The organism is Brevundimonas sp. FV1ye28, assembly GCF_058681135.1.
The window spans coordinates 2,135,871-2,149,474 of the sequence record NZ_CM178731.1; the positions used below are offsets into that span (position 1 = coordinate 2,135,871).

The 13,604-nt window shown below is 66.8% G+C and carries 13 protein-coding genes; 6 read left to right on the forward strand and 7 right to left on the reverse strand.

What is annotated here, in order from left to right; translation table 11 throughout:
* Positions 1–155: 155 nt before the first annotated feature.
* A complete protein-coding gene (locus tag ACW171_RS10455; protein ID WP_492093120.1) occupies positions 156–767 on the forward strand; it encodes a glutathione S-transferase family protein in 612 nt (203 codons plus the stop codon).
* Positions 768–798: 31 nt separating this feature from the next.
* Here ACW171_RS10455 and cpdR read toward each other — a convergent pair whose 3' ends face one another.
* The gene (cpdR, locus tag ACW171_RS10460) at positions 799–1,158 is read right to left on the reverse strand and encodes a cell cycle two-component system response regulator CpdR (protein ID WP_374038242.1); all 360 of its coding nucleotides are present in this window, start codon (positions 1,156–1,158) and stop codon (positions 799–801) included.
* Positions 1,159–1,293: 135 nt separating this feature from the next.
* Here cpdR and ACW171_RS10465 point away from each other — a divergent pair, with 135 nt between their 5' ends.
* A complete protein-coding gene (locus tag ACW171_RS10465; protein ID WP_492093121.1) occupies positions 1,294–2,166 on the forward strand; it encodes an N-formylglutamate amidohydrolase in 873 nt (290 codons plus the stop codon).
* A 277-nt stretch (positions 2,167–2,443) separates the two neighbouring features.
* Here the strand turns inward: ACW171_RS10465 and ACW171_RS10470 are convergent, their stop codons facing one another.
* On the reverse strand, positions 2,444–3,145 hold the full coding sequence (locus tag ACW171_RS10470) for a DUF599 domain-containing protein (RefSeq protein ID WP_492093122.1): 702 nt from the start codon (positions 3,143–3,145) through the stop codon (positions 2,444–2,446).
* A gap of 116 nt (positions 3,146–3,261) precedes the next feature.
* On the opposite strand from ACW171_RS10470, the gene ppa reads away from it, so the two are divergent.
* Positions 3,262–3,828 carry an inorganic diphosphatase gene (ppa, locus tag ACW171_RS10475; RefSeq protein ID WP_492093123.1) on the forward strand — a complete coding sequence of 189 codons (567 nt, stop codon included), beginning with the start codon at positions 3,262–3,264 and terminating at the stop codon, positions 3,826–3,828.
* 275 nt (positions 3,829–4,103) lie between these two features.
* The gene (locus tag ACW171_RS10480; RefSeq protein WP_492093124.1) at positions 4,104–5,105 is read left to right on the forward strand and encodes an LLM class flavin-dependent oxidoreductase; all 1,002 of its coding nucleotides are present in this window, start codon (positions 4,104–4,106) and stop codon (positions 5,103–5,105) included.
* Here ACW171_RS10480 and ACW171_RS10485 read toward each other — a convergent pair whose 3' ends face one another.
* The 5 genes from ACW171_RS10485 to ACW171_RS10505 form a co-directional block, all read right to left on the reverse strand.
* Complete coding sequence (locus ACW171_RS10485) at positions 5,106–5,690, reverse strand: hypothetical protein (RefSeq protein WP_492093125.1); 585 nt, start codon at positions 5,688–5,690, stop codon at positions 5,106–5,108.
* Positions 5,691–5,754: 64 nt separating this feature from the next.
* Positions 5,755–6,897: a polysaccharide biosynthesis/export family protein gene (locus ACW171_RS10490; RefSeq protein WP_492093126.1), complete on the reverse strand. Its 1,143-nt coding sequence runs from the start codon at positions 6,895–6,897 to the stop codon at positions 5,755–5,757.
* 93 nt (positions 6,898–6,990) lie between these two features.
* Complete coding sequence (locus ACW171_RS10495; protein WP_492093127.1) at positions 6,991–8,244, reverse strand: glycosyltransferase family 4 protein; 1,254 nt, start codon at positions 8,242–8,244, stop codon at positions 6,991–6,993.
* Positions 8,241–9,596 (reverse strand): glycosyltransferase family 4 protein, encoded by a 1,356-nt coding sequence (locus tag ACW171_RS10500; protein ID WP_492093128.1) that lies wholly within the window; start codon positions 9,594–9,596, stop codon positions 8,241–8,243. The genes ACW171_RS10495 and ACW171_RS10500 overlap by 4 nt, the downstream gene beginning before the upstream one ends.
* Positions 9,597–9,758: 162 nt before the next feature.
* The gene (locus ACW171_RS10505; protein WP_492093129.1) at positions 9,759–10,754 is read right to left on the reverse strand and encodes a KpsF/GutQ family sugar-phosphate isomerase; all 996 of its coding nucleotides are present in this window, start codon (positions 10,752–10,754) and stop codon (positions 9,759–9,761) included.
* A gap of 210 nt (positions 10,755–10,964) precedes the next feature.
* Here ACW171_RS10505 and otsB point away from each other — a divergent pair, with 210 nt between their 5' ends.
* Both otsB and ACW171_RS10515 read left to right on the forward strand, forming a co-directional pair.
* On the forward strand, positions 10,965–11,732 hold the full coding sequence (gene otsB, locus ACW171_RS10510; protein WP_492093130.1) for a trehalose-phosphatase: 768 nt from the start codon (positions 10,965–10,967) through the stop codon (positions 11,730–11,732).
* Positions 11,729–13,528 carry a glycoside hydrolase family 15 protein gene (locus tag ACW171_RS10515; protein ID WP_492093131.1) on the forward strand — a complete coding sequence of 600 codons (1,800 nt, stop codon included), beginning with the start codon at positions 11,729–11,731 and terminating at the stop codon, positions 13,526–13,528. Before otsB ends, ACW171_RS10515 begins: the two co-directional genes overlap by 4 nt.
* Positions 13,529–13,604: the final 76 nt, after the last annotated feature.

A 13,604-nucleotide genomic window follows, 5' to 3' on the forward strand; every position in this document is an offset into this window, starting at 1 on the left:
TGCTTGAGCGCGGGCTTGCGTTCGCTCCCGACGCGGTCGGTCGCCGCTTGACCGACCCCTACCGGGCGACTGCTGACAGCATGCTGGCAGCAGGGTGGCGGTAGTCAATCTCTTAGGGCCGCGGCAGATCGCCGAGGCGGATGGGAGAGATCGATATGCTGACGCTGTTTCACGCCCCGCAATCGCGTTCGTCGCGCCTGGTCTGGCTGATCGAGGAACTCGGCGCCGACTGCCGGATCGAGTATTGCGACATCCGCCACATGATGGACGGGACCGGCGCGCCCGATCCGAAGAACCCGCACCCGGACGGCAAGGTCCCGGCCCTGATCCACGACGGCTCCCTGATCACGGAATCCGCGGCGGTGGCCCTTTATCTGACTGACCGGCATCCTGAGGCGGGGCTGGGCTTCCCGCAGACTTCGCCCCATCACGGGCCGCTGCTGACCTGGATCTGCTGGGCCGCCGGCGAGATGGAGCCGGCGATGTGGGGCAAGCTCACAGGCCAGACCGAACGCGATCCCTTCGCCCTGGAACGCTACGAGGCCGCCATGGCGCGCATTCTCGAGGCCCTCTGGGTCGGGCCCTACCTGATGGGCGAACGGTTCACCGTGGCCGACGTCATGATCGGGGCTTCGATGGCCTGGGGTCGCGAGCATCTGCCCGACAGTCCGCTGATCGACGACTATCTGGCGCGCATCCAGTCTCGCCCGGCGCACCAGCGTGCGCTGGCGCGTGACGGCGCGGTGGTCAGCAGCGCAGCGGCCTAGAGCCTGTGAATCAGGCTCCAGAAATCATGCTCTAAGCCGCCGCCACCATCTTCTCGACCTCGCTGACGAGATCGCGCAGGTGGACGGGCTTGGACAGGACCTTGGCCTGGGGGCTGGCCTGGGCGGCCGACAGGGCGACGGCGGCGAAGCCCGTGATGAACATGATGCGCAGGCCCGGCTGACGAGCGGCGGCCACGCGCGCCACCTCGATGCCGTCCGCGCCAGGCATGACGATGTCGGTCAGCAGAAGGTCGTAGGGGCCGTGTTCGAGGGCGTCGATGGCGTCGTCGCCGTTCTCGCAGTCGATCACCTGGTGGCCGGCCCGTTCGAGGGCGCGGGTCAGAAAGCCTCGCAGCGATGCGTCGTCTTCGGCCAGCAGAATGCGCGCCATGCGTGGAGGTCCCCCGTTTCGAATGCCCAAGCTAACCCCCGAACGGTAAACCGGCGATGAAATTCCCCACTCGGGCGCGCGGACGCCGGGGATGGGGCGGTGGAAAACTCGCCGGCGAGGCCCTATGCGGGGCTCATGACGCCGCCCTTCGACGCCAGCCCGTTCGCCACCGACCCCCTGACCACCTTCACCGTCACGTCGGCGCATGGACAGGCAGGAGCGCTGGTGTTCGCCTCGCCCCATTCGGGCCTGTGGCGGCCGGCGGACATGGGAGAAGCCGCGGGCCTGAGCCTGTCGGTCCTGCGCAGCGCCGAGGACGTGGCGGTGGATCGATTGATCGCGGGCGGCCCGCCCCGGGGAGTGCCGGTCATCGCGGGCCAGATATCGCGCGCCTATGTCGACCTGAACCGCTCCCCGACCGAACTCGACCCGGCCCTGGTGGATGGAGAGATCGAGGCCTCGCCGACGGCCAGGGTGACGGCCGGCTTCGGCGTGATCCCCCGGCGGGCCGGCGACGGCACGCCGCTGTACGAGCGACGCCTGTCCCGCGAGGAGGCCCAAACCAGGCTGGCGCGGGTCCACGGCCCCTATCACAGCGCACTCGGGGCCTTGATGCAGGGGGCGCATGATCGTCACGGGTGCGCGGTCTTGATCGACTGGCACTCCATGCCCTCTCGCGCGACGGGCGGCGGCAAGGGCCGACGCGGCGTTGATGTGGTGTTGGGTGACCGACATGGCACCGCCTGCCACGGAACGACGACGCGCCGGGTGCGCGCCCTGTTTGAGGCGCAGGGCTGGCGCGTGGGTCTGAATGCGCCCTACGCAGGCGGCTATTCCACCACGCATTGGGGACGGCCCGATGAGGGGTTCCAGGCGGTGCAGGTCGAGCTGAACCGGGCGCTTTATCTGAACGAGGAGACGCTGGAGCCGTCGGCCGATTACGATCGGGTGGCCAGGGCGCTGGATCGGGTCATCGTCGGCCTGGCTGCGGAGGCCTGGTCGCACTGAGCCCGACAGGCCGGCGCTGAGGTTCAGAACGAAAAAACGCCGCGCCCGAAGGCGCGGCATAAAAGTCTATAGGGAGGAAACGCCCAGGAAGGGCAAGACGCCCGGAGGCGTCGAAGGTCAATCTAGGTTGCGGTGCACAACGCGTCAAGCAGGCTTTTATGATCAATGATCACGCTCTGTTACCGCTCGCATCCACCACCCAGCCTTGTTGTAACCGCTTTCAGAACACGTTTCGTGCGCGATCCGGTCACGGACGGAATGCTGCACTGCGAAATAGTCAAGCTGGTCGGTTACGTTCGTCGTCGAGCAGCCGTCGGGCGGTCCGGATCGCCCGCGCGGCCGGCGAGCCCGACTGGCGCCATACCAGAAGCGAGAAGGCCGAGACCACACCGGCGCACAGCCACACCGGACCGAACAGCCACGACGCGGCGGCCAGGGCGAAATAATAGCCGCGAACACCCTGGCTGAAGGCCGCCAGCGCGGGATTCAGAACCTGCGCCGTCGCCTCGCCGAAGGCGACCTTGTCCGCGTCGGTATGGATCTCCGGCGCCGCTCCGATCAGGGCGAGGGTGTAGTTCATCTGGCGGATCGACCAGATGAAATCGAGCAGGCCGCGCGCCAGACACAGGAGCACCAAACCGAGCTTGGCCTCCAGCAGCCGGACCGGAACGGCCTCGGCCCCGACGGCCGCGAAGCCTCGCAGCGCCTGATCGCCGCCGAACAGGATGCCCGCCACGCCGGCGATCAACAGCAGGTTGGACGAGGCGAAGAAGGAACCCGAGTTGATGGAATGGCCCAGCAGCTGGCTGTCCAGCAGACGCAACTCCCGATGCGTCATGGCCGTCATCCAGGCGTGCCGGACGGTCAGCATGTCGGTGTTGAGCGAACCGCTGCGGTGGGCGAGCAGTTTCAGCAGCGGGTCGTAGCCCAGCCAGCACAGCAGGAAGAGGCTGAGACCCAACCAGTCCAACGTGTTCATCGACGCCTGCCTCCTTACCGCCGTCAGACTTCGTCCGGGCCGTTCCGCTTGCCGTTCTCGCTCAGGGGGCTTATCACGCCCAGCCTTCTTTCGCAGATGCACAACGCGAGCAGACCATGAACATCGACGCCATTCCCGTCGGTCCTAACCCGCCCTGGGACCTGAACGTGATCATCGAGATCCCGCAAGGGGGCCTGCCGGTGAAATATGAGATGGACAAGGCGTCCGGCGCCCTGTTCGTCGACCGCTTCCTGCACACCGCAATGTACTATCCGGGGAACTACGGCTTCGTGCCCCATACGCTGTCGGACGACGGCGACCCGTGCGACGTGATCGTGCTGAACCCGACGCCCGTAGTGCCGGGGTGCATCATCCGCTCGCGTCCCATCGGCGTGCTCAAGATGGTGGACGAGGCCGGCGGCGACGAGAAGATCCTCGCGGTGCCCGTCGACAAGCTGAACCCCTACTACACCGAGATCGCCAGCTACCGGCAGCTGCCGGCCATTCTGGTCGAGCAGATCGAGCACTTCTTCACCCGGTACAAGGACCTGGAGAAGGGCAAGTCGGTCACGGTCAACGGCTGGGGCGACGCCGGCGAGGCGGCGGAAATGATCGCCAAGGGCATGAAGGCCTATGAGGAGGCCCAGAAGGCCAAGGCCGGCAAGGCGGCCAACGCCGCCTGACCCAGGCGTCCCGCAGCGAGGCGGGACGTTGAGAACAAAAATCTTCCTGGCGCCCGGTTTCACCGTGGCGCGGGGCTTTGCGGGCCGTTTCAGGCCCTGTGTCTGCCCAGGTCGGTGGCTGATGTAGGATGCTCCCTGGGTCCCGAGCCGTGCCTTGGGTTCGATTTCGTCCGTTTCGTCCGTTTTGTCCGCTGTTTTCGTCCGGACGAACCGGACGAAGGCCTCCGGCTCCCGCTTCCGATTGCAGGCGCCGTCGTCGACCCCATATGGCGGGGATGGCAACACTCTCTGTTCTCGATCTCGCCCCGGTGCCCGACGGCTCCGAAGTCTCCCAGGCCCTGGCGAACACCATCGACCTGGCCCGACACGCCGAGCGGCTCGGCTACAATCGGTACTGGCTGGCCGAGCATCACAACATGGCGGGCATCGCCTCGGCGGCGACCTCGGTCGTGATCGGCGCCGTGGCCGGGGCGACGAAGACGATCCGCGTCGGCGCCGGCGGCGTCATGCTGCCCAACCACGCGCCCCTGGTCATCGCCGAGCAGTTCGGGACCCTCAACGCCCTCTATCCCGGCCGGATCGACCTGGGCCTCGGCCGCGCACCCGGCTCGGATCAGGCGACGGCCCGCGCCCTCCGGCGCACGCTTCAAGGCGACGTCGACGCCTTCCCGCAGGACGTGATGGAGCTGATGGCCTGGTTCGAGCCGGCCTCGGAGGACCAGCGCATCCGCGCCAACCCCGGCGAGGGTCAGGACGTTCCGATCTGGATCCTGGGGTCTTCGACCTTCGGCGCCCAGCTGGCGGCCCATCTGGGCCTCCCCTACGCCTTCGCCAGCCATTTCGCGCCGTCGGAGATGATGTCGGCGATCCGCATCTACCGCGAGACCTTCCGCCCCTCCGAGCGCCTTCAGAAGCCCCATGTCATGCTCGGCTTCAACGTCTTCGCCGCCGAGACGGACGAGGCCGCGCGGCTGTTGTTCTCCTCGGTCCAGCAGGCCTTCGTGAACCTGCGTACCGGTCGCCCCGGCAAGCTGCCTCCGCCGAAGCCCGGCTATGCCGAGAGCCTCGGCGAGGGTGAGCGCGCCATGATCGGCCAGGCCCTGGCCTGTTCCGCCGTCGGCTCGCCCTCGACGGTGCGGGCCGCCCTCGACGACTTCGTGGCGCGCACGGGCGCGGATGAACTGATGATCACCAGCCAGATCTGGGACCACGACGCACGCGTGCGGTCTCTGGAACTGCTGTCGGAGGCGATGGCGGACGGACGCGTCGCCGCCTGATCAGGCCGGCTTGGGCGTGCGGGGCTTTCGGGGCTTGCGCGTCGGCTTGGGCTTGGGCGCCTCTGCGATCGGGACGACCGGCTCTGTCTGCGGCTCCGCGAGGGGCAGGGCGTCCGAGGGCGCGGTCAGCTTGAGCTTGGCCGCCTCGCGCCACGACAGCAGGTCCTGCAGCTCGCGCCAGTCGACGCCCAGCCGGATGGCGGTTTCCAGGTCGTCGCCCGGATTGCCCGGCTCGCGACCGGCGAGACGGGCCTTCAGGTGACGGCAGGTGGCCAGAAGGTTCGAGGCGGCCTTGAGCTCGGTCGGGGCGCCCGGATAGCGCCCCAGGTCTTCCAGCGTCGCGTAACGCCAGCCCGCCTCGGGCGGCATCTCCAAGATCATCGCCCAGCGCGTCTCGGCGTCCAGATTTTCGCCCAGATAGATCCAGCCGTCGGCTTGGGGGCCTCTGCGATAGTGGCCCGGCTCGGTCGGCAGGCCGTATTCGCCATAGACCTTGAACGCCAGCTTCTCGACCTTGGCCATGACGGGCAGGGTCGCCATCGACGCCTGTCCCGCCCGCTCCCACAGGTCGGCGGCGACCGCCACCTCCGAACGCCCGCCGCCAAAGCGACGACGCCCGGAAAGCAGTTCCCGCCACATGCCTGAGGCCCTAGTTGTTCAGCGTATTTGTGACCGAGACGTCGTAGACCACACGGGTCACCTGCTGGACGAACTCGAAGAACTTGCGCACCTCGGCCGCCGTGGCGCGCGGCACATAGATCGTGTCGTCAGGCTGGATCTGGAAGGAGTTGGCCGTGAAGAAGCCCGAGGCCTCTTCCAGGTTGAGGCGATAGACCACCGGCACGCCGCGCACCGTCGGTGCCTGGGTCACGCCCAGGGCCAGGGCGACTTCCGGACGCTCGAACCGGAAGACCAGCACCGATCGCGCATTGGCGAAGCTGTCGTTCAGACCGCCCGCGCGGCTCAGCGCGCCCGACAGGCTCAACTCCCCGGCCGGCATATCGGCCTCGGAGACCGCGCCCAGCGCACCGAAAGTCCGGAACCGGCGCGGGACGTAGACCAGGTTGATCTGATCGCCGCGCTCCAGACGGATGTTCTCCGCGAAGTCCGAAGTCACGGCCGAAAGAGGCGCCGAATAGGTCTGGGCGCCGCGACGGATATCCACCCGAATGTCCTCGGCCGGACGCGCAGCGCCGCCGACCGAGGCGATGGCGTCCAGGATAGTGTCGCCGTTGACCGAAAGCGGCGCCCGGCCGGGTTCCTTGACCTCGCCCAGGACCGTCACATTGTTGGACAGGTTGTCGCCCAGGGCGACGGTGACCTGAGGATTGCCGACACGACCCTGCAGCGCACGGCGGATCGCGCCGGCTGCTTCGGTGGTGGTCAGGCCGGCGACGCGCACGGCGCCCGCGAACGGCACCGAAACCGCGCCCGAGCGATCGACCGTCGCCGCCGGCAAGGTCTGGTTGCCGGCACGGACGGTGTCGCCGCCCGATCCGCCGCCGAACAGCGAACCGCTGGGTTCATAGATGGCGATGGCCAGTTGATCGCCGATACCGATCGTATCGATCTGAGCCGTGCTGGAGGCAGCGGCGATCGAGCCGAGCGGGCTGCCCGGCACGCTCTTGATGCGCTCTGCGGCAGCGTAGTCGAGTTCGATGATCGCGTAGTCGGCGCCGTCGGCGTCCTGGCTGGCGCCCCGGTCGACCGCGCGGCCCGAGGGTCCGTCCCGCGGCAAGGTCTGGCAGCCGCCCAGAATGGCGACGATCATTAGGGCGAGGATGGATCGCATCATAGTGTCCGAACTCAGCAATACAGCGCGGTGATTACCGGCCTTTGACCGGCGGCGCCAGCGCAACTGTCTCAGGGGGCCTTCGCCGGTCTGTCAGGACCCGAGGCCGACGTGTCGGGCGACTTCGGCGAAGTGAGCGTCCCACGTCGGGGCGACGTAGGCCTTCGCCTTGGGCGGCGTGCGCGTCGCCGTCTCAAGCGCATCGAGCCAGCCCAGTCCGTCCAGCGGATCGATCAGTTGGGCGTCGGGGACAAGCTCACGGTGCACCGGTATATCGGAGGCGATCAAGGGCACGCCCAGAGCCGAAGCCTCGACCGCCGGCAGATCGAAGCCTTCGACCGACGAGGGCGCGACCAGGGCCCGCGCGCTAGCCATCAGGGTGGCGAGGGCCGAATCGGGGAGATCGGCGGCCTGATGCACCAGACCCTGCAGGGCCGGCGATCGCTCGAGGTGATCCAGGACTGCCTCGTTCTCCCAGCCATATCGGCCGACGAGAACCAACTGCGGCGCCGCGTCGCCCATTCGCTCGTACAGGCGCCGCCACAGGGTCAGCAGGAAGGCCAGATTTTTTCGCGCCTCGATCGTGCCGATGTGCACGAAATAGGGGCGAGGCGTCGCCGCCGTCAGCGGCGTCAGGAAGGTCGGCTCCAGCCCCAGATGCACGGCATGGATCGGGGGCGGCGCAATGCCCTCGCGCGCAGCGAAGGCGGCCAGCTCATCGGCGGTGTACTGCGAATTGACCACGATCCGCGACGCGGTGTTGAGCGTGTTCAAAACCCGCTCACGGTGCTTGTCCCGGTCGCCGGGACGGCAGAACTCTGGGTGGGTGATCGGAATCAGGTCGTGCAGGAAGACGATCCGCTCGATACCGCGATCGCGCAGCTCGGTCAGGACGCGGGCGTCGCCCAAACCGGTGTGGCCCACGTTGAAGTACAAGGTGCTGTCGGGAAGCTTCTGGATCCACTGCGAGCGGAAGAACTGCTTCCACACGCGCCTGCGACGACCGGGCGTCTTGGCGGCGTCCGCGGGCGGTTTGCCGATCACGGATTCCGAGGATCTCTCGTCGCTGCTGAGGGCGGTCATCAACCGCATCTCGTCCTGGGTGAGGGAGCGCTCGAAGAAGGCCCCTGTCCAGCGCGACCGCAGCGTCTTCACGCAGTCGCGGAACCAGGCCTCATCGACCACCACGAGCTGGTCGTTGCGAGCCCGCACCGGGGTGACGCGGACGTCGGGAAGCGACAGAAGCCATTCGGCATAGGCCAGGCAGACGCGATCCACCCCTGTCGGCGCGGTCCGTTCGACCCGGCTCAGCAGCCGGCTGGCGTCGAAAAGAACCGAACGCGTCACGACAGGCCGAGGCGGCCGTACATGTCCGACAACCGTCCCTGATAGGCCTCGACAGAGAATTTCGCCGCCTGAGCCAGGCCGCGATGAACAAGGTCGTCGCGCAGCCCCTCATCGGCGTCGAGCGCGCGCAGCCCCCGCGTCATCGCCTGGACGTCATACGGATCGACACTGATCGCAGCATCGCCGGCGACTTCCGGCAGCGAGCCGCCCGTCGAGGTCAGGACGGCGGTGGACAAGGCCATCGATTCCAGCACCGGCAAGCCGAAGCCCTCGTACAGGGATGGGAACAAGGTCGCCTTGGCACCGCGGATCAGGCTGATCAGCAGGGAGAAGGGCATGAATTCATAGCGTCGGATACGCTGGGCGCTCGGCCCGCCGTCCTTCATCACTTGGTTCAACAGAGCGGTCTCGCCCTCATCCAGCCAGGCGCGGCCGCCGACGATGACCAAGGGCGTCTCGACACCGGAGGCCAGATAGGCCTCGACGATCCGGCCGAGGTTCTTCTTGGGTTCGATGGCGCCGAAGTGAAGGAAATAGTCCTTCCAGCCCAGATTGAAGACCCCTTCCAGCTCGATCGTGACATCGGCCTGAGTGCGGCCGGTCAGGGTCTCAGGCAGGTTGACGGCCTGATAGGTGTTGGTGACCCGATCCTCCGATACGCCCAGAAGGCGGATCACGTCCTGACGCGTCGTCTCCGACACCACGGCGATGTGGTCGGCGCGATCAGCGAGCGCCTTGCACATCGCCATATAGATCGCCTTGTCGTCCATGGTCGTGTGCGGCAGGCGCAACGGGATCAGGTCGTGGATGGTGTAGATATTGGGCACGTCCCGCGCGTAGAGCGGCAGGGTCGCGGTCCAGTGCATGGCATCGGGTTTGGGGACATCGCCCGACGCATCGAAGGCGACCGGCGTCTCCTTGCCATAGACATCGAAAGCCCGATTGCCGATCTGGAATAGGTCCTGGGCGGCCCAATACGCGCTTGCCTGCGGGCGTCCGCCGCCCCGGCTTGGCCAGACGACTTCACCCGAAGGCGTGATCGGCCATGCGGTGCGTCCGAACCGGCTCGTGGCCGTTTTGGCGAAGCGGTCGAACCGCTTCATCTTCTTGCCCGGGCGGTCGGCATCGACCAGGGCCGTCTCGTTCACGACGTTGTTCGACGATCGCTTCGCGGCCGGGCCGTAGAGCACCTGGCCCTCCATCCCGAGGTCGGCGATGGTCGACAGAAGGTTTCGCCCGTAGGTGGCGATACCCGAGCCCTTGGCCAGGGCGATATTAAAGCCGTCGATGCAGATTGTCGCGCGCGTTTTGGACGCCGCCGTCGCGACTGGCGAGGCAGAGGCGTCGCTCACGAAAACGCCAGCAGGATCAGAGCGTACAGATCGCTCGGCGACATCAGGCGACGTATCCAAATCCAGCCTTCGGAGTGATTTTTCCGACCGGCGCAGACGTCGCGCGGTTGGGTTGCGGGGTAGACCCTTGCCCCGCAAGGGTCAACCGCGAGGCCCCCGCCGTCAGGAGATGTAACCTGCTTGCATCAGTTCGGCGACATGGACGATCGCGACCGGCCGATCCTCCAGAACGACGAACAGGTTCGAAATCTTGTTGGCCGTCAAAAGATCGACGACGTCGCTCATCCGCTGATCCGGCGTCACGGTGATCGGCGATTTGCTCATGATGTCGGCGGCGGTGATCTGACCGATGTCCTGAGCGAAGGCGCGGCGGATGTCGCCGTCGGTGATCATCCCGGCCAGTCTTCCCTCATCGTCCAGCACCGCGACAGCTCCCTTGCGACCCTCGGTGATGTGGGCGACCAGGTCGGCGAAGGCGGCGTCCAAGGGCACGGTCGGCGGCGGGGCGTGGTTGTCCCCCATCCACTCGCGCACGCTTTGCAGGCTCATGCCGAGCGATCCGCCGGGATGATGCATGCCGAAATCGGTGGCCGAGAAGCCGCGGCGGTCCATCAGCACCATGGCGAGCGCGTCGCCCAGAGCAAGGGTCATCAGGGTGGAGGTGGTCGGGGCCAGGCCGTTGGCGCAAGCCTCCGCCACGCTGGGCATCACCAGCGGCACGGCCGACATCCGGGCCAGGAAGGACGAGCCGCGTTGGGTCATCCCGATGACCGGGATGCTGTTCCTCTGGCAGAACAACAAAGGATCGCGCAGCTCTCGACTCTCGCCCGAGCTGGAGATCGCCAGCAGCGTGGTGTCGCCCCGCAGCATCCCCAGATCCCCATGGCTCATCTCGGCCGGGTGGACGAAGAAGGCGTTGGTGCCGGTGGACGCCAGGGTCGCGGCGATCTTGCCGCCGATGTGACCCGACTTGCCCATCCCGGTGACGACGACATAACCTGGGCGCGACAGGATGACATCACAGGCTCGGGCGATGCTGGAATCGATCGTCCGCTCCAGGGCCTGAAGCGCCTCGATATTCAGGCGGACAACTTCGCGCGCCCGGTCCGTCATGACCCCTACGGCTTCGGGGGGAGAGGCGGAAACGTCGTGCAGCATCGGTCGATTTTCCTGATAGGGCGCCCTTCTGCGGGCGTCTGTCGTTATCGTGGCGCGGAATTGCCCCATCCGGCAGAGTTGCACAATGGAGGGGGCGGAGAAGGATCCAAGGTGGCGACGCCGGGCCGTCACGCAAGTTCTGTACGAAACCGGTCAACCTTTGCCGGACGGGCGCGTTGAGAAGCGGGGCCGTCAACACACTGGATTTTCATGCCGTCAGACACCGGAACGATTCTCGACACTCTCGCCTCGCCTCCGGTGACGGTTGATCGCCCGCTCGCACTGTTCCTCGATATGGATGGGGTGCTGGCGCCGATGGCTCCGACGCCGGACGAGGTCTTGGCTGATCCGAGGCGGACAGCGGTTCTGACCCGGCTGGACGCGGTTCTGGGCGGGCGGATGGCGATCATCAGCGGTCGAACCCTGAAGGAAATCGATCGGATCGCCGACGGGACGGCGCTCTCGGCGGCGGGCGTTCACGGCCTCGAGCGGCGGCGTCGCGACGGAGCGGTGGATCGGCCTCAGCCCTCCGAGGGCGTGGCCGAGGCCCTGGCTGCCTTCCGACGCTTCGCGGCGGACCGCCCTGGCGTCGTGGTCGAGGACAAGATCGTCTCGGCGGGCCTGCATTTCCGCCAGTCGCCCACCGTCGCCGAAGAGGCCGTCGCGCTCGCTCGGGACCTGGCCGCGAGCACCGGGCTTCATCTTCAACCCGGCCATATGGTCGTGGAACTGCGCACGCCAGGGGCGGACAAGGGCGGGGCGGTGACGGCCTTCATGGGCGAGCCGCCGTTCGCCGGCGCCCTGCCGGTGATGCTCGGCGATGATCTCACCGACGAGGCCGGCTTCCGCGCGGCGGAGGCTCTGGGCGGGTTCGGGGTGCTGGTCGGACCGTATCGCTCAACCGCCGCGCGCTATGGATTGGCTGGAGTTCCCGAGGTGATGGACTGGCTGGAAGCCGTGGCAGAGGCGGGACGATGAGCGGGACTGTGACCAAGCCGAACCTCGACCTCGCCCCCATAGGCAACTGTGCGATCTCGGCATTGATCGACCGAAGCGGTCGGTTCGTGTGGGCGTGCGCGCCGCGCGTGGACGGCGATCCGGTCTTCTCTGCCCTGATGAACGGCGATGCGCCCGATCACGGGTTCTGGGACATCGAGTTGGAGGGGCTGAAGCACGTCAGCCAGGCCTATATCGACAACACCCCGGTGCTCCGCACCGTACTGACGGCGGAGGATGGTGCGGCGGTGGAGATCATTGATTTCGCTCCCCGTCACAAGAAACATTCGCGCACCTATCGCCCGCTGGCCTTCGCCCGCATGGTCCGACCGCTGGACGGTTCGCCGCGCATCCGTGTGCGGTTGAGGCCGTCCGCCGACTGGGGCGCGCGCCGGGCCGAGAGCACCTCGGGCTCCAACCATATCCGCTATCTGTGCAGCGACGTGACCCTGCGTCTGACGACGGACTGTCCGGTATCGCATGTGCTGGAAGAGCGGGTGTTCAGGCTGGAGAACCCGCTGGCCTTCTTCTTCGGGCCGGACGAGGGCTACGATCAGGAGGTCGGACCGGGCGTGTCGGCGACCCTGGATCGCACCGTCGCCTACTGGAAGGACTGGGTCCGCACCCTCTACATCCCTCTGGATTATCAGGAGGCGGTGATCCGCGCGGCGATTACGCTGAAGCTCTGCGCCTATGAGGAGACGGGGGCCATCGTCGCGGCCATGACGACCTCGGTTCCGGAGTTCCCAGAGAGCGGTCGCAATTGGGACTACCGCTACTGCTGGATCCGCGACGCCTATTACACGGTGCGCGCCCTCAACCGGCTGGGCGCGGTCGATATGCTGGAGAACTACCTCGTCTATCTGAGAAATCTGGTGGATTCCTCAGCCGGCGGACACGTCCAGCCGGTCTATGGCGTGGGGCTGGAGGAGGATATCGACGAACGGATCGTGACCTCGGTCGAAGGCTATCGCGGCATGAAGCCGGTGCGCGTCGGCAATCAGGCGCGCGAGCATCTTCAGCACGACGTCTACGGACAGATCGTGCTGCCGCTGGTCCAGTCCTTCTATGACCAGCGCCTGCTGCGGCCGGGCACGATCGACGACTTCTACGCGCTGGAGAAGGTCGGCGAACGCGCCTTCGCCATGCACGACCAGATCGATGCAGGACTGTGGGAGTTCCGGACGATCGCCCGGGTGCACACCTATTCCTCGGTCATGTGCTGGGCTGCCTGCGACCGCCTGGGCAAGGCGGCGGACCATCTGGGGCTGGAGCATCGCGCAACCGTCTGGCGCGAGCGGGCTCAGATCATCAGGGATCGGATCGAGAAGGAAACCTTCCTGCCTGCGGAGGGCCGCTTCGGCGCCTCGTTCGGCGGCGAGGAGCTGGACGCCTCGCTTCTGCAACTCGTCGATCTCGGCTTTCTCACCCCGGACGATCCGCGCCAGGTCGCAACCTTCAATGCCATCGAGCGCGACCTGAAGAAGGGGCCCTACCTCTTCCGCTATGTCATCCCCGACGACTTCGGCGAGCCGGAGACGGCGTTCAACTTCTGCACCTTCTGGTTCATCGAGGCCTTGCACCAGAACGGTCGGGACGAGGAGGCGCGGGAAATCTTCGAACAGATGCTCAGCCGTCGGACCCATGCGGGCCTGCTATCGGAGGACATTTCGCTGGGAGACAACGAACTGTGGGGCAATTACCCCCAGACCTACTCGCTCGTCGGCATCATCAACTGCGCCATTCTGCTCAGTCGATCGTGGACGGATGTTCGCTGAATCGGGAGCGATTTCCGGGCGCGATCGTGTCAACCCGGAGGCCATTCACGATATTGCGTTGCAGCTAAACCTTGGC

Excerpts from the sequence above, each read along its gene's own strand:
- ppa (WP_492093123.1), top strand. The coding sequence starts at position 3,262 with ATGAACATCGACGCCATTCCCGTCGGTCCTAACCCGCCCTGGGACCTG.
- ACW171_RS10465 (WP_492093121.1), top strand. The coding sequence starts at position 1,294 with ATGACGCCGCCCTTCGACGCCAGCCCGTTCGCCACCGACCCCCTGACC.
- ACW171_RS10490 (WP_492093126.1), bottom strand. The coding sequence starts at position 6,897 with ATGCGATCCATCCTCGCCCTAATGATCGTCGCCATTCTGGGCGGCTGC.
- ACW171_RS10480 (WP_492093124.1), top strand. The coding sequence starts at position 4,104 with ATGGCAACACTCTCTGTTCTCGATCTCGCCCCGGTGCCCGACGGCTCC.
- ACW171_RS10515 (WP_492093131.1), top strand. The coding sequence starts at position 11,729 with ATGAGCGGGACTGTGACCAAGCCGAACCTCGACCTCGCCCCCATAGGC.
- ACW171_RS10455 (WP_492093120.1), top strand. The coding sequence starts at position 156 with ATGCTGACGCTGTTTCACGCCCCGCAATCGCGTTCGTCGCGCCTGGTC.
- ACW171_RS10470 (WP_492093122.1), bottom strand. The coding sequence starts at position 3,145 with ATGAACACGTTGGACTGGTTGGGTCTCAGCCTCTTCCTGCTGTGCTGG.
- otsB (WP_492093130.1), top strand. The coding sequence starts at position 10,965 with ATGCCGTCAGACACCGGAACGATTCTCGACACTCTCGCCTCGCCTCCG.
- cpdR (WP_374038242.1), bottom strand. The coding sequence starts at position 1,158 with ATGGCGCGCATTCTGCTGGCCGAAGACGACGCATCGCTGCGAGGCTTT.
- ACW171_RS10505 (WP_492093129.1), bottom strand. The coding sequence starts at position 10,754 with ATGCTGCACGACGTTTCCGCCTCTCCCCCCGAAGCCGTAGGGGTCATG.